Consider the following 13,988-nt stretch of genomic DNA (forward strand, 5'->3'; position numbering starts at 1 on the left):
GAGTACTTCATTTTAGGGACGTTGCGCTACATTGGCCCCCCATTGCGCCGAGGGATTGGCGCCGTTGCCCCAACTCCCGAGGGACATGCCGTACGCCGTCTATTGGATCGCTGCCCTGGCTGTTTGCGTGCTGGGTCTGGCCGTCAGCCTGATCTGGGCGCTGCGGCGGCCGGCGCGCGCCAACAAGGGCCTGCCGGCGGAGTGGTCGCTCACGGCTAGGCCGGTGTTCAGCACCGATGAGCGCCGCGTCTTCCGGCTGCTGCGCGAGGCACTCCCCCACCATGTCGTGCTGTCCAAGCTGCCGTTGGTGCGCTTTTGCCAGCCGACCGAAGCCAAGGAAGTGCGCTACTGGTTCGACCTGCTCGGCGCCGCCCATGTGACCTTTGCCATCTGCAGCCCCAACGGGCGCGTGCTGGCCGCGATCGACCTCGAAGGCGAGCGCGGCGTGACGCCCCGCAGCCTGCAGATCAAGCAGGCCGTGCTGTCGGCCTGCCGCGTGCGCTACCTGCGCTGCGCCATGGACCACCTGCCCAGCGTCGCCGAGCTGCAGCTGCTGGTGCCCCAGGGCAGCAACACCCGCGGCCCGCTGCCGGCCCCGGCCGCCACGGCCAGCCTGAGCCGCCGCCGCCCAGCCCTGACGGAAGAAGACTACGGCAGCGACTGGGGCGGCCTGCCGCAGCCCATGCCGCTGTGGCAGGACGCGCGCGTCTTCGCGGGCAGCCAGGATCACTACCGCGAGCCCTACGACGACCGCTACCCGCATCGGCCGGCCCGCAGCGCCCATCTCCCGCCGATGGACCCGCATCTGCCGGAGCACCCCGGCCTGCCGCCACAGCCGCAGCGCCGCCAACCGCCCCGCAGCCTCGACACCTCGCGCTACAACCCGCGCAGCCTGCCGGTGCTGGACGACGCTGACGAAGAAGCCATGATGGACGACATCGTGGGCGTGGTCGTCGACGCGCCGCGCTACGCCACCGAGCGCCCCCGCCGCCGCTGACCGCGCCAGGGCGGCTGAGCGCCATCCCGGCGACACTCGCCGGATGTCTCACGCCACCCCTGACCTCAGCTTCGGCGACCTCACGCCGGAATTCATGCTCGACGCCCTGGACGCCGCCGGTCTGCGCGCGGACGGCCGGCTCATGCAGCTGAATTCCTTCGAGAACCGGGTGCTGATGCTGCATCTGGAGGACGCTCAGTTCGGCAGCACGGCGGCCGTGGCCAAGTTCTACCGCCCGGGTCGGTGGACCGACGCCCAGATCCTGGAGGAGCACGGCTTTGCCGCCGAACTGGCCGCTGCCGAGGTCCCCGTGGCCGCGCCCTGGATGCTGGCAGGGGGCTCCACGCTCTTTCATTACCAGGGCCAGCGCCTGGCTGTCACGCCGCGGCAGGGCGGCCGGGGCCCGGAGCTGGAAGACCCCGAGGTGCTGCGCTGGATCGGCCGCCTGCTGGCGCGGCTGCATGCGGTGGGCCGCCAGCAGCCCTTTGCCGAACGCCTGACCTGGGCCAGCGCCGCGCCGGCCCAGACCGCGCGCGACTGGCTCATCGACCATGAAGCCATCCCGCCAGAAATTGCTGCCGGCTGGGATGACGCCGCCCAACGCTGCATCGCGGCCATCCAGGCTGCGTTCGACAGCCTGCCCGACCTGCAACTCACCCGCCTGCACGGCGACTGCCACCCAGGCAACATCCTCTGGACGCCCGACCGCGGCCCGCATTTCGTGGACCTGGACGATGCCGTCACCGGCCCGGTCGTGCAGGACCTGTGGATGCTGCTGCCGGGCGATCCCGACGCCGCGCGCCATCTGCTCAACGCGGTGCTCGACGGTTATGAACAGATCGCCGAGTTCGACGACCGCGAGCTGCGCCTGATCGAGCCGCTGCGCACGATGCGCATGATCCACCACAGCGCTTGGCTGGCCCGCCGCTGGGGCGACCCGGCCTTCCCGCTCGCCTTCCCGTGGTTCGGCACGCCCAACTACTGGCACGACCAGGTCGCCAAGCTGCGCGAACAGCTGGAGGCCATGCGCCCGCGCGATGCCGCCCCCGCGCGGATGCGGGACGAAGACGAGGTGGACTTCGACGGCGACGGCTTCGCCTGAACGCCCGCCCGGCTGAGCCTCAGCGCCAGGTGGCTGGCGTCTCGTTGGCCAGCACGCGCACGTCGGCGCGGGCGGCTTCGAGCGGGCGGATTTCCATCGTCAGGCCGAACTGCAGGCAGGGGTTCTCGGCCGCGATGGCGGCGGCCTGGTCGAGCGACTCGGCCACGATGAACCAGTAGCCGCCGACCCATTCCTTGGTCTCGGCGAAGGGGCCGTCCGTGACCACCCCGCCGCGCCCCACGACGCGCACGCCCGGCTCCAGGCGGCTGCCGGGCTTGAGCCGACCCTGGGCCAGGCCCTGCTCGTACCAGACATAGAACGCATCGATGGCTCGCTGCACCTCCTCGGGGCGGGCGTCGGGATCCCACTGGCCGCGGGACAGGAGCAGGTAGTCGTTCAAGGGCATGGCGGAGGTCTTTCGTGAAGGCGCAGGGCGGAAACCCCGCGCAGAAGGCCGGCAATGCTGCCGCAATTGGGGTGGATGATCCAGCAAAAGTACTGGATATGCATACAGTATTGTGGTCTCATCCCTCCCCCGGTTTTCTGTTGTCACGACCTGGCCATGCTGCCCGCCCCTGTCGCCCCGCCCCCGTCTTCACGCCCGCCCACACCCTCTGCCCGAGCGGCCGGGCTGCGCCCCGAAGAAGCCCCCGGCCTGCAAGGGCGGCTGTGGCGCGGTAACAGCCTGGGCTGCATGGCCGAGCCGGTGCTGGCCAGTGGCTTTGCCGCGCTGGACGCGGAATTGCCCGGCGGCGGCTGGCCGCTGAAGGCCGTCACCGAGTTGCTGACGCCCCAGGCCGGCGTCCTGGAATGGCGGCTGCTGGCGCCGGCACTGCGCCAGTGGTGGGCCGGCGCAGCCCCGGCGGCCCCGGCCCCGGGGCTGCGCCGCAGCCGGCCGGCGGCCCGGATGCCCGTTGCGCTGCGCTCGCTGCTGCTCATCAACCCGCCGCACACGCCGCATCTGCCGGGTCTGCAGGGACTGGGCCTACCCGCCTCGGCCCTGCTGTGGGTGGCGGCGGGCACGCCGGCCGAAGCCCTGTGGGCGGCCGAGCAGGCCATCAAGTCGCAGGTGGCCGTGCTCGCCTGGCTGCCCGAGGCCCGGCCCGAACAGGTCCGCCGCCTGCAGGTGGCGGCCCTGGGGTCCGACGCGCCGAGCTTTCTGGTGCGGCCAGAACGCTCAGGCACCCAGTCGTCCGCCGCACCACTGCGTCTGGTGGTGAAGCCGGGCGATGGCTGGCAGTTGGCCGTGCACCTGCTCAAGCGCCGCGGCCCGGCGCATGACGGCTGGCTGGCCCTGCCCGCCGCGCCCGGCGCGGTGGAGCCGCTGCTCACCGCCGCCCGGCGCCAGGCGCAGCCGCAGCCCGCCTTGCCGGCAACCCTGCCCTCCCCGGAGCGCCTCCATGCGCTGGCTCGCCCTGTGCTGCACGCCTGAGGCCCTGGCGGGTGATGTCGACGCCCTGGGCTGGCTGGCGCTGGGCTTCACACCGCGCGTGGCCCGGCTGGAAGAAGGCGTGGTGGCCGAGGTGTCGGCCAGCCTGCGGCTGTTCCGCGGCGCGCGGGCACTGCGCCTGAAGCTGCAGGCCGGTGCCGAGCAGGCCGGCCTGCCCCTGGGCGCCACCGCCTGGGCCCCCACGGCGCTGGGCGCCCTCGCGCTGGCGCGTTGCCCCGAGCCCCCTCGGCGTGGCAGCTTCGCCGAACGGCTGGACGCCCTGCCCCTGCGCGCCCTCAGCGCCGCCCAGGCCCACCAGGCCATGCTCGCCCGCCTGGGCTGCCAACAGCTCGGCGAGTTGCGTCGCCTGCCACGCGCCGCGCTCGCCCGGCGCTTCGGCCCCGCCCTGCTGACCGCCCTCGACCAGGCCTACGGCGACACCCCCGAGGCGCACACCTGGCTGACGCTGCCCGATCGCTTCGAAGCCCGGCTGGAGTTGCCCTGGCGGGTGGAGCACGCGCCGGTGCTGCTGAGCTTCGCCGAGCCCCTGCTGCGCCAGCTCTGTGCCTTCCTGGCTGCACGGCATGCCGGCGTGCGCACGCTGCGCCTGGCCTGGCAGCACGACGCCATGCGCGCCCGCGACGTGGCCGGCAGCGGCGAGCTCACCGTGGCCACCGCCGACACCACGCGCGACCTGCGTCGCCTGACCCGACTGCTGGGAGAACACCTGGCCCGCACCACGCTGGCCGCACCGGCGGGCGAACTCTCGCTCAGCGCCGAGCAACTGCTGCCGCTGCAGGAACTCAGCGCCGGCCTGCTGCCCGGCGAGGCGGACGAGCAGGCCCACACCACCACCCACGCGCTGCTGGAGCGGCTGTCGGTGCGCCTGGGTGCGGCCCGCGTGCGCCAGGGTCGGCTGTGCGAAGACCACCGGCTGGACCGCATGCAGCACTGGCAGCCTTGGCCGGCGCCCGCTGCAGCGGGGGGCACGGCCGCGCGACAGGCACCCGGCCCACAACCCACCTGGCTGCTCGACCCGCCGCTGCCCCTGCGCTGCGATGCCCACGAGCAGCCCCTCTTCGCCGGGCCGCTCACGCGCATCAGCGGCCCGCACCGCGTGGAAACCGGCTGGTGGGACGGGCCCGCCGGCCTGCAGACCCGCGACTACTTCGTCTACCGCAGCGCCACGCGCGGGGTGCTGTGGGTCTACCACGAGCGCTTTCCCGACCCGGCCGCGGCATGGACGTCGGGTTGGTTTCTGCACGGGGTGTTCGCATGACGGACTCGCAGGCCTATGCCGAACTCCACTGCCTGTCGGCCTTCAGCTTTTTGCGTGGTGCCTCCGAGCCCCAGGAGCTGGTGGAGCGCGCCGTGCAGATGGGCTACACCGCGCTGGCCCTCACTGACGAATGCTCGCTCGCCGGCGTGGTGCGCGCGCACAAGCAGCTGCGCGAGATGCGTGAGGCCGCAGCTGCCGAAGGCGGCGAACCCGTCACGATGCAGCTGCTCATCGGCAGCGAATTCCTCGTGCGCGACGACGCCGGCACGCCGCGCTTCAAGCTCGTGCTCATCGCGCAGAACCTCAACGGCTACGGCAACCTCAGCCAGTTCATCACCCGGCTGCGCCGCGCCAGCCCCATCAAGGGCGAGTACACCCTGCACTGGCGCCAGCTCGCGCCTGAAGCCCTCACCGACTGCCTGGCCCTGCTGGTGCTGCCGCGCGAAGCGCCGGACGCCGAGCTGCTGGCCCCGGCGCAATGGGCGCTGCAGCACTTCACCGGCCGCGCCTGGCTGGCGGTGGAGCTGGTGCGAGAAGCCAGCGACGCGCTGTGGCTGCAGCGGCTGCAGGCGCTGTCTGAAGCCACCGCGCTGCCGCTCGTGGCCGCGGGCGACGTGCACTTCCATGTGCGCTCCCGCAAGGCGCTGCAGGACGTGATGACCGCCACGCGCCTGGGCCGCACCGTGGCCGACTGTGGCTTTGACCTGCAGCCCAATGCCGAGCGCCATCTGCGCAGCCGCTACCGCCTGTCGCGCCTGGTGCCGCCCGAGCTGCTGGCCGAGACCCTGCAGGTAGCCGCACGCTGCCACTTCAGCCTCGACGAGATCCGCTACCGCTACCCGAGCGAGGTCGTGCCACCCGGCCTCAGCGCCAGCCAGCACCTGCGCCAGCTCACCGAAGCCGGCGCCACCCGGCGCTGGCCGCAGGGCCTGACGCCCGAACTGCGCGCCCGCATCGAGCACGAGCTCGACCTCATCGAGGAACTGGGCTACGAGCACTACTTCCTGACCGTGGCCGACGTCGTCGCCTTCGCACGCAGCCAGCAGATCCTCTGCCAGGGCCGCGGCTCGGCGGCCAACAGCGTCGTCTGCTACTGCCTGGGCGTGACCTCGGTGAACCCTGAGGAGAGCACGCTGCTGTTCGAGCGCTTCATCAGCCGCGAGCGCAACGAGCCGCCTGACATCGACGTCGACTTCGAGCACGAGCGCCGCGAGGAGGTCATCCAGCACCTCTACGACAAGTACGGCCGCGACCGCGCCGCACTCACCGCCGTCGTCATCTGCTACCGGCCCAAGAGCGCCATCCGCGACGTGGGCAAGGCACTCGGCTTCAGCGAGGCGCAGCTGGAGATCATGAGCAACGACCACAGCGGCTGGTCCACCCAGGTGCTGCCCGAGGAGCATCGCGCCGCCCTGCTCGACCAGCTCGGCCTGCCGGCAGACGACCCGCGCCTGCTGCAGCTCATCACGCTGGCCCGCCAGCTCAACGGCCTGCCGCGGCACCTGTCGCAGCACGTCGGCGGCTTCGTGCTGACCGAGGGGCCGCTGGAGCGCCTGGTGCCCATCGAGAACGCGACGATGGAAAAGCGCAGCGTCATCGAGTGGGACAAGGACGACATCGACGAGCTCAAGATGATGAAGGTCGACGTGCTGGCCCTGGGCATGCTGAGTGCCATCCGCCGCTGCATCGACCTCGTCAACACGCTGCGCGGCGAGCGCTGGGAGCTGGCCACCATCCCGCGCGAATGCACCCGCACCTACGACATGATCTGCCGCGCTGACACGGTGGGCGTGTTCCAGATCGAGAGCCGCGCGCAGATGTCCATGCTGCCGCGCCTGAAGCCGCGCTGCTACTACGACCTCGTCATCGAGGTCGCCATCGTGCGGCCCGGCCCGATCGAGGGCGGCATGGTGCACCCCTACCTCAAGAACCGCGCGCTGCCGCCTGACGAGGTGCCCTACCCCAGCGAGGCGCTCAAGGCCGCGCTGTGGCGCACGCGCGGCGTGCCCATCTTCCAGGAGCAGGTGATGCAGGTGGCCATGATCGCCGCCGGCTTCAGCGCCGGCGAGGCCGACCAGCTGCGCCGCGCCATGGCCGCCTGGAAGCGCCCCGGCGTGCTCGAGAAGTACTACGACAAGGTCGTGCAGGGCATGCGCGAGCGCGGCTACACCGACGACTTCGCCGAGAGCATCTTCAAACAGATCAAGGGCTTCTCCAGCTACGGCTTCCCCGAGAGCCACGCCGCCAGCTTCGCGCTGCTGACCTACATCAGCTGCTGGCTCAAATGCCATGAGCCCGCGGCCTTCCTGTGCGCGCTGCTGAACTCCCAGCCGCTGGGCTTCTACACGCCCAGCCAGCTCGTGCAGGACGCGCGGCGCCACCACATCGAGGTGCGCGCCATCGACGTGAACCACAGCGACCGCGACAGCACGCTGGAGCCTGAGGTGCTGCCGGTCGACGCCCACGGCGAACGCCCACAGCCCGCCGTGCGGCTGGGCCTGCGCCTGGTCAGCGGCCTGGGCGACGACGCGGCCCTGCGCATCGAACGGGCCCGCCGCGAGCAAGGCCCGTTCGCGCATCCGCAGGACCTGGCCCACCGCGCGCGCCTGACCCAGCAGGACATGCAGCAGCTCGCCGCCGCCGACGCCCTCACCTCACTCGCCGGCCACCGCCGCCAGCAGGTCTGGCAGGCCTCGGCCCTGCATGCCGTGCCCCAGCTGCTGCAGGGCAGCCTGCTGCCCGAGGACGAACTCGAACTGCCCGCCGCCGCCGAAGGCGAAGAAGTGCTCTGGGACTACGCCGCCACCGGCCTCACCCTGCGCCGCCACCCGCTCGCCCTGCTGCGCCCGCGGCTCGCGAAGCAGGGCCTGCTGTCCGCCCGCCAGCTCGATGCCGTCAAGGCCGGGCGTTACGCCAAGGCCTGCGGCATCGTCACCGGCCGCCAGAAGCCGCAAACCGCCAAGGGCACGCTCTTCGTCACCCTGGAAGACGAGACCGGCAACGTGCAGGTGATCGTCTGGCCCAAGGCCTACGAAGAGCACCGCAGCACCATCCTCGGCGCCCGGCTGCTGGCCGTGGAAGGCCTATGGCAACGCGGCGACGGCGACGTACGCCACCTGCTGGCGCGCAGGTTCAGGAACCTGAATCCGCTGCTGGGGCGGTTGCAGACGGAGAGTCGGGATTTCAGGTGAAGTTAAACTAGTCAGATAAATAGTCAGCAGAGGTGTGCGATGCAAGCATGGCCTGTCCAAGACGCGAAGGCGCGGTTCAGCGAGTTCCTGGAGTCTTGCCTGACCGAAGGGCCTCAGATGGTGACCAAACGAGGTACGGAGACGGCCGTGCTGGTGCCCGTCGACGAATGGCGGCGCCTGCAGGCAGCCGCACGCCCCTCACTCAAGCAACTGCTGTTGTCTGACGAGGGGCGCACCGAACTGGCTCTGCCCGCTCGCGGTTCGGCGCGCCGGCGCCCCCCGACCGCAGCGAGGTGACCGATGTACCTGCTCGACACCAACGTCGTCTCCGAACTGCGCAAACCCAAGCCGCATGGCGGCGTGCTCGCCTGGTTCCAAGGCCTGGAAGACACCCAACTCCATCTGAGCGCGGTGACCCTCGGCGAAATCCAGGCCGGCATCGAGATCACGCGCGAGCAAAACGCTGCCAAAGCTGAAGAGATCGAAGTCTGGCTGGAACGGGTGGCTGCGGCCTACAACGTGCTCCCGATGGACGCAGCGGCCTTTCGCACATGGGCCCGGTTCATGCACAGGCGCTCCGACACCTTGTACGAAGACGCCATGATCGCCGCCACGGCCAAAGTGCATGGCCTGACGGTGGTGACCCGGAACGTGGCCGATTTCAAGGCCTTTGGCGTGCCGCTGTTGAATCCGTTCAAGACCTGAGTTTCATGAAGACGCCGACTGAGCCAGCGCGCGCTCAGTCTTCGACCACCCGGCGCGCAGCAGATCGGGGCGGCGTGGTCAGCATCAGGCGCTCGCCATCCTTGCCTTCCAGCTCGAACCGCGTCGGCAGCGGCTGCAGCAGACGGGCGCTCGTCGCCTTGTCGAGCACCGCGGCCACGTGATACGACTTGGTGTCTTTCCACAGCTTGCGCTTGTCGTCTTTGCTGAGCTTCTTCATGTCTGTCCTCCAGCACGCCCACATGAGGCGCGGACAGCCAGGTTCAAGAACCGGACGGCTTGCATGCTTGCTCATGGCGCGGGTTCGGTCAGTGCAAGCTCGTACACGGCGAGGTCAGCTGCCGCAAAGCAGCAAAAGATGACCTCATGGAGTTGCGGATGTCGCTGGCTCACTGCCCGCACCGTCGCGATCGCGATGTCGGCTGCCAGCTCCACCGGATAGCCATAGATACCAGTGCTGATGCCGGGAAATGCGATTGACGCCACGCCCTTGGCACTGGCCACTTCCACCGAGCGGCGATAGCAGGACGCCAGCAAATCCGCCTCCCCGTGGCCGCCACCGCGCCAGACCGGCCCGACGCTGTGCACGATGTACCGCGCTGGCAGACGATGGCCGGCGGTGATCTTGGCGTCTCCTGTCTTGCAACCGCCGAGCAGCCGGCACTCATGCACCAGGTCAGGCCCTGCGGCGCGGTGGATTGCACCGTCCACGCCACCGCCGCCCAGCAGCGACGAGTTGGCAGCATTCACGATGGCATCGACTCTCAACGTCGTGATGTCGGCGCGCAGGGCGCGAAGGATGACGGGCATGGGCAGTGACGAGTGTGTTCAGGTCACCAGCGTACGCGACCCACCAAACAGCGACTCAGAGCCGCTCAGCACGCCAGGCTGCGGCCAGCCGCTCGCGCGCCCCCGGCTGCACATTCGCCCGCCCCAGCTCCCCGCCGTAATGCGCCTTGACCCGCGGGTCCATCAGCCGAAACCACAGCGGCGGCACATACGCCACCAGCAGCAGGCCCGCATAGCCGCTGGGCAACTGCGGTGCCTGCTCGAAGTGCCGCAGCGCCTGGTAGCGCCGCGCGGGGTGGGCGTGGTGGTCGCTGTGGCGCTGCAGGTGGTACAGGAACAGGTTGGACATGCGGTGGTTGCTGTTCCAGGAGTGCTCCGGGGCGCAGCGCTCGTAGCGGCCGTCGGCGCCTTGCCGGCGCAGCAGGCCGTAGTGCTCGATGTAGTTCACCACCTCCAGCAGCTGCGCGCCGTAGGCCGCCTGCACGAGCAGGAAGGGCAGCACGGCCCAGCCGAGCCACGCGACGAGGCCGGTGTACAGCACCACCGTCATCGCCCAGGCCTGCAGGCATTCGTTGCGCCAGTGCCAGGGGCCGTGGCCGCGGCCGGCCAGGCGCTGGCGTTCGAGCTGCCAGGCTGAGCGCAGGCTGCCCAGCACGGTGCGCGGCAGGAAGGCCCAGAAGCTCTCGCCCAGGCGGGCGCTGGCGGGGTCTTCCGGCGTGGCAACCCGGCGATGATGGCCGCGGTTGTGCTCGACGAAGAAGTGGCCGTACGCCACTGGTGCGAGCACCACGCGCGACAGCCAGCGCTCCCAGGCGGCATGCTTGTGGCCGAGTTCGTGCGCGGTGTTGATGGCCACGCCATTGATGCCGCCCACCGTCAGCACGAGGCCCATCAGGCCCAGCAGCCCCAGCCCGCCATGCACCGCCAGCCACGCGCCATGCACGGTGAGCCCGAACTGCAGCGGCACGAAGAGCACCAGCACCGCCAGGTACCAGCGGTCGGCCTCCAGCGCGGCCACCTGCGACTCGGGCGGGTTGCTGCGGTCCTCGCCCAGCAGCCAGTCCAGCAGCGGAATGACCGTGTACATGACCACCGGCATGACCCACAGCCAGGCGACATGCCCGCTGCGGTCGGCATGCCAGACGTTCAGCCAGGCCAGGCCTGGAAAGGCGCCTGACAGCAGCCAGGCGTAGCGCTTGGTGTCGCGCCAGCGCGTGGGCGAAGGGGTGGCGAGGGCTGCGGGCATGGGCTGCATGCTCAGCCGGCCCGAGCCCGCGGTCAAGGCGGGCGACCCGCAGCGCGCTGCGCGCCATGCCCTTCCAGACAACTCCAGAAACACAGCCGGTGTAAGTTGCGCCCCTGGCCGTGCGACTCACGTCCATCACCTGCCGAGAGCCCCATGCTGATCAAGACGCCTTTCTCCCACGAGCCCCTGCCCAGCGAGATCACGCCGCAGGGCGTCTACCTGAACCGCCGCACCGCGCTGGCGAGCCTTGGCCTGGCGGCAGCCTCGCCGCTGGCGCTGGCCCAGGGCATTGCCGGCGGCGGCAAGCTGCCCAAACTGCCGGCCACGCCGTCCACGGTGGCCGGGGCCATCACGAAGGACAAGGCCACCAGCTACACCGACGCGACCTCCTACAACAACTTCTACGAGTTCGGCACCGACAAGTCCGACCCGGCGTCCTACGCGCACACCCTCAAGACCCGCCCCTGGACGGTCAGCGTCGAGGGTGAATGCGCCAAGCCGATGCGCTTTGACATCGAGACCCTGCTCAAGCTCAGCGCCATGGAAGAGCGCATCTACCGCCTGCGCTGCGTGGAGGGCTGGAGCATGGTCATCCCGTGGGTGGGCTATTCGCTGGCCGAGGTGATCAAGAAGGTCGAGCCCACCTCCAAGGCCAAGTACGTGGAGTTCACGAGCCTCGCCGACAAGTCGCAGATGCCCGGCGTGCGCTCCGGTGTGCTCGACTGGCCTTACGTGGAGGGCCTGCGCATCGACGAGGCCATGCATCCGCTGGCGATGCTGGTGTTCGGCATGTATGGCGAGCTGCTGCCCAACCAGAACGGTGCGCCGCTGCGGCTGGCCCTGCCGTGGAAGTACGGCTTCAAGTCGGCCAAGAGCCTCGTGAAGATCCGCCTGGTCGAGAAGGAGCCCGTGTCGAGCTGGACCAAGGCAGCCCAGCAGGAATACGGCTTCTATTCCAACGTGAACCCCAACGTGCCGCATCCGCGCTGGAGCCAGGCCACCGAACGCCGCATTGGCGAAGACGGCCTGTTCGCCAAGAAGCGGCCCACGCTGATGTTCAACGGCTACGGCGACCAGGTCGGCCAGCTCTACGCCGGCATGGACTTGAAGAAGAACTACTGAGCCGGTGAAGCGGGTCCTGACCTCGGCGCTGCTCAGCCGCGCCGCCAAGCCGCTGCTGTTCCTGCTGTGCCTGGCGCCGCTGGCGTGGCTCGTCTATGCCGCGGCCACCAACCAGCTCGGCGCCAACCCGGCCGAAGCGCTGATCCGCCGCCTGGGCGACTGGACGCTGCGGGGCCTGTGGCTCACGCTCACGATCACGCCCCTGCGCGAACTCACGGGCCTTGCCGCCCTCGCGCGTTTTCGCCGCATGCTGGGCGTGTTCAGCTTCGCGTACGCCAGCCTGCACCTGCTGGCCTATGGCTGGCTCGACATGGGGCTGGAGATGGCCGACATCGCGCAGGACATTGCCAAGCGGCCCTTCATCCTGATGGGCTTCACCGCCTGGTTGCTGATGCTGCCGCTGGCGGCCACCAGCTTCAACCGGGCCATCAAGGCGTTGGGCGCGAAGCGCTGGCAGGTGCTGCACAAGGCGGTCTACGCAGTGGCCGTGATCGGCCTGATGCACTTCATCTGGATGCGGGCGGGCAAGAACAACTTCATCGAGCCGGCCGTCTACGGCGCGCTGCTGGCCCTTTTGCTGGGTTGGCGACTGGTGCGGGCGCTGCGCCAGCGCCCCAGGTGAGGGCCAGCGGCCCAGGACACCGCGACGGGCAGGAACCGGGAATCAGCGCGAACTCACGTAGACGACCTTCATCTCCTGGTAGGCGGTCAGCCGCCCGGCTGCTTCCAGGTTGAGAGGAAAGTAGGTGATCGATGCGGCGCTGAATCCCTCGCAGCGCAGCAGGTCACGCTCGGCCAGGTAAGCCCGATCGACAAACGTCTTGTGGGTGCGATCCGACCTGAAGCCGGCCCAGCCTGGCACCACCAACACCACTTTCGAAATGCCCAGCGCCCTGCAGCGGGCCAGCAGACGTCGCAGGCAGGCATCCGCCGCTTCGAAATGCTCCAGCACATGGGACAGCACCAGGCACCGATACACGCCGGCCGGCAGGAACGCCAACTCGAATGGGTCGGCACTGCCTGCTGCGTCGACCACCGACAGGCCGCGGCTGCGCAGATGGGCCAGCAGATGCGGATTGACCTCCACGCCGATGGACCCCGCCGGCATGCGCTCCAGCATCTGCCCAGCCCCACAACCGAGATCCACGCTCGGGCCGTCCAGTTCGCGCAAGACGCTGCGCAAGTAAAGCGACTTGATCTGGCGCCGCAGCGGATGGCGCGCGCGGCGCAATTGCTCCGCGGCGTATCCCAGGTCGAACTCCGAATGCTGCGACTCACCCATTTCAACTCTTTCCATGAACCCCGTCCGGCCGTGCGTTCGGTGCGCCCCTGACCCAACGGCGGGCACCCGTCGAAGGATCGTAAACGCCCCGCATGCGGCGCCCACGCGCTTGCCGCACGCCTGCATGGCCGACGCACGCCGCCCATAATGGCGGCCCTCGCAGGATCGCCCCATGACCAGCCCCCATTCCTTCGACGTCGTCATCCTCGGCGGTGGCCCCGCCGGCTGCAGCGCGGCCTCCTGGCTCCGTCAGCTCGGCCTCACGGCCCTGCTGGTGGAACGTGAAGCCCAGCTCTGCGCCTCGCTTGCAGCGCTGGACTTTCCGCAGGACTGGGTGCTGGGCGAACCCGCCACGCGGCTGTGCGACCTGGCCGCCGAGTACGCCGCCCAGGCACGTGCCACGCCCGGCCTGGCCTTGCGGCTCGGCGCCCAGGTCGAGTCGGCCCGGCACACCGCCGAGGGCTGGGCGCTGCAACTCGCGGGCGGCGAGCGAGTGCAGGCGCGCGCGCTGCTGATTGCCACGGGCCTGCGCCTGCTGCGACCGGCACGCTACTTCGCGTCGCCCCACGCCCGGGTGCTCGATGCCTCCAGCCTCACCGCGCAGCGCGACAGCCTGGCGCCCGGGCGCGCACTGCTGCTCGGCGCCGGTGACAACGCCGCCGAGAACGCGCTGCATCTCGCCGAACGCGGCTTCGAGGTCACGGTATGGACGCGCAGCGGTTGGCGCGCGCAGACGCACCTCGTCGAACGCATCGAGCGCCATCCGCGCATCACGGTCCGCCTGTCCACGCCGCTCCCCGACGCCCTGCTGCCCGATGCCGACGGCGT

The 13,988-nt window shown here is 70.2% G+C and carries 14 protein-coding genes and 1 pseudogene; 10 read left to right on the top strand and 5 right to left on the bottom strand.

Going from position 1 to position 13,988, the window contains the following annotated elements; translation table 11 throughout:
- Positions 1-85: 85 nt before the first annotated feature.
- Positions 86-997 (top strand): DUF2726 domain-containing protein, encoded by a 912-nt coding sequence (locus CDO81_RS06490; protein ID WP_088482272.1) that lies wholly within the window; start codon positions 86-88, stop codon positions 995-997.
- 43 nt (positions 998-1,040) lie between these two features.
- On the top strand, positions 1,041-2,099 hold the full coding sequence (locus CDO81_RS06495) for a serine/threonine protein kinase (RefSeq protein ID WP_088482273.1): 1,059 nt from the start codon (positions 1,041-1,043) through the stop codon (positions 2,097-2,099).
- Positions 2,100-2,118: 19 nt separating this feature from the next.
- Here CDO81_RS06495 and CDO81_RS06500 read toward each other — a convergent pair whose 3' ends face one another.
- Positions 2,119-2,505, bottom strand: a complete 387-nt coding sequence (locus CDO81_RS06500; RefSeq protein WP_088482274.1) for a YciI family protein — start codon at positions 2,503-2,505, stop codon at positions 2,119-2,121.
- Positions 2,506-2,661: 156 nt separating this feature from the next.
- On the opposite strand from CDO81_RS06500, the gene CDO81_RS06505 reads away from it, so the two are divergent.
- Genes CDO81_RS06505 through CDO81_RS06525 form a run of 5 tightly spaced genes read left to right on the top strand, consistent with a single transcriptional unit; the run spans position 2,662 to position 8,703 of the window.
- Positions 2,662-3,531, top strand: a complete 870-nt coding sequence (locus tag CDO81_RS06505; RefSeq protein ID WP_144397150.1) for a recombinase RecA — start codon at positions 2,662-2,664, stop codon at positions 3,529-3,531.
- Positions 3,500-4,807 (top strand): Y-family DNA polymerase, encoded by a 1,308-nt coding sequence (locus tag CDO81_RS06510; protein WP_241516867.1) that lies wholly within the window; start codon positions 3,500-3,502, stop codon positions 4,805-4,807. Before CDO81_RS06505 ends, CDO81_RS06510 begins: the two co-directional genes overlap by 32 nt.
- Positions 4,804-7,998 (top strand): error-prone DNA polymerase, encoded by a 3,195-nt coding sequence (locus CDO81_RS06515; RefSeq protein ID WP_088482276.1) that lies wholly within the window; start codon positions 4,804-4,806, stop codon positions 7,996-7,998. The genes CDO81_RS06510 and CDO81_RS06515 overlap by 4 nt, the downstream gene beginning before the upstream one ends.
- Before the next feature lie 39 nt (positions 7,999-8,037).
- Positions 8,038-8,295, top strand: coding sequence for a type II toxin-antitoxin system Phd/YefM family antitoxin (locus CDO81_RS06520; protein WP_088482277.1), 258 nt, complete (start codon positions 8,038-8,040; stop codon positions 8,293-8,295).
- Between the two features lie 3 nt (positions 8,296-8,298).
- Complete coding sequence (locus CDO81_RS06525; protein WP_088482278.1) at positions 8,299-8,703, top strand: type II toxin-antitoxin system VapC family toxin; 405 nt, start codon at positions 8,299-8,301, stop codon at positions 8,701-8,703.
- A gap of 34 nt (positions 8,704-8,737) precedes the next feature.
- Here the strand turns inward: CDO81_RS06525 and CDO81_RS06530 are convergent, their stop codons facing one another.
- The 3 genes from CDO81_RS06530 to CDO81_RS06540 all read right to left on the bottom strand — a co-directional run bounded on the left by CDO81_RS06530 (position 8,738) and on the right by CDO81_RS06540 (position 10,756).
- Positions 8,738-8,941: a hypothetical protein gene (locus CDO81_RS06530; RefSeq protein WP_088482279.1), complete on the bottom strand. Its 204-nt coding sequence runs from the start codon at positions 8,939-8,941 to the stop codon at positions 8,738-8,740.
- 71 nt (positions 8,942-9,012) lie between these two features.
- Positions 9,013-9,531, bottom strand: a complete 519-nt coding sequence (locus tag CDO81_RS06535) for an O-acetyl-ADP-ribose deacetylase (protein ID WP_088482280.1) — start codon at positions 9,529-9,531, stop codon at positions 9,013-9,015.
- A gap of 55 nt (positions 9,532-9,586) precedes the next feature.
- Complete coding sequence (locus CDO81_RS06540; protein WP_088482472.1) at positions 9,587-10,756, bottom strand: alkane 1-monooxygenase; 1,170 nt, start codon at positions 10,754-10,756, stop codon at positions 9,587-9,589.
- A 153-nt stretch (positions 10,757-10,909) separates the two neighbouring features.
- Between CDO81_RS06540 and msrP the strand changes: the two genes are divergently transcribed.
- Together msrP and CDO81_RS06550 are read left to right on the top strand one after the other, a co-directional pair.
- Entirely contained in the window at positions 10,910-11,878 is a 969-nt protein-coding gene (gene msrP / locus CDO81_RS06545; RefSeq protein ID WP_088482281.1) for a protein-methionine-sulfoxide reductase catalytic subunit MsrP, read from the top strand.
- A 4-nt stretch (positions 11,879-11,882) separates the two neighbouring features.
- Entirely contained in the window at positions 11,883-12,500 is a 618-nt protein-coding gene (locus tag CDO81_RS06550) for a protein-methionine-sulfoxide reductase heme-binding subunit MsrQ (protein ID WP_241516868.1), read from the top strand.
- Positions 12,501-12,542: 42 nt separating this feature from the next.
- On the opposite strand, the gene CDO81_RS06555 is transcribed toward CDO81_RS06550, so the two are convergent.
- Positions 12,543-13,364 carry a class I SAM-dependent methyltransferase gene (locus CDO81_RS06555; protein WP_144397151.1) on the bottom strand — a complete coding sequence of 274 codons (822 nt, stop codon included), beginning with the start codon at positions 13,362-13,364 and terminating at the stop codon, positions 12,543-12,545.
- Here CDO81_RS06555 and CDO81_RS28715 point away from each other — a divergent pair.
- Positions 13,333-13,818 (top strand): annotated as a pseudogene (locus tag CDO81_RS28715) (FAD-dependent oxidoreductase); the annotation flags it as partial. The gene CDO81_RS06555 and the pseudogene CDO81_RS28715 overlap by 32 nt on opposite strands.
- Between the last annotated feature and the right edge of the window lie 170 nt (positions 13,819-13,988).

It is taken from the genome of Roseateles puraquae (assembly GCF_002205845.1).
Taxonomy (GTDB): domain Bacteria; phylum Pseudomonadota; class Gammaproteobacteria; order Burkholderiales; family Burkholderiaceae_C; genus Pelomonas; species Pelomonas puraquae.

Bases quoted from the DNA above. Each gene is read 5' to 3' on its own strand.
- msrP (WP_088482281.1), top strand. From the start codon at position 10,910: ATGCTGATCAAGACGCCTTTCTCCCACGAGCCCCTGCCCAGCGAGATC.
- CDO81_RS06500 (WP_088482274.1), bottom strand. From the start codon at position 2,505: ATGCCCTTGAACGACTACCTGCTCCTGTCCCGCGGCCAGTGGGATCCC.
- CDO81_RS06530 (WP_088482279.1), bottom strand. From the start codon at position 8,941: ATGAAGAAGCTCAGCAAAGACGACAAGCGCAAGCTGTGGAAAGACACC.
- CDO81_RS06525 (WP_088482278.1), top strand. From the start codon at position 8,299: ATGTACCTGCTCGACACCAACGTCGTCTCCGAACTGCGCAAACCCAAG.
- CDO81_RS06555 (WP_144397151.1), bottom strand. From the start codon at position 13,364: ATGACGACGTCGAAGGAATGGGGGCTGGTCATGGGGCGATCCTGCGAG.
- CDO81_RS06540 (WP_088482472.1), bottom strand. From the start codon at position 10,756: ATGCCCGCAGCCCTCGCCACCCCTTCGCCCACGCGCTGGCGCGACACC.
- CDO81_RS06510 (WP_241516867.1), top strand. From the start codon at position 3,500: ATGCGCTGGCTCGCCCTGTGCTGCACGCCTGAGGCCCTGGCGGGTGAT.
- CDO81_RS06520 (WP_088482277.1), top strand. From the start codon at position 8,038: ATGCAAGCATGGCCTGTCCAAGACGCGAAGGCGCGGTTCAGCGAGTTC.
- CDO81_RS06535 (WP_088482280.1), bottom strand. From the start codon at position 9,531: ATGCCCGTCATCCTTCGCGCCCTGCGCGCCGACATCACGACGTTGAGA.
- CDO81_RS06490 (WP_088482272.1), top strand. From the start codon at position 86: ATGCCGTACGCCGTCTATTGGATCGCTGCCCTGGCTGTTTGCGTGCTG.
- CDO81_RS06495 (WP_088482273.1), top strand. From the start codon at position 1,041: ATGTCTCACGCCACCCCTGACCTCAGCTTCGGCGACCTCACGCCGGAA.
- CDO81_RS06515 (WP_088482276.1), top strand. From the start codon at position 4,804: ATGACGGACTCGCAGGCCTATGCCGAACTCCACTGCCTGTCGGCCTTC.
- CDO81_RS06505 (WP_144397150.1), top strand. From the start codon at position 2,662: ATGCTGCCCGCCCCTGTCGCCCCGCCCCCGTCTTCACGCCCGCCCACA.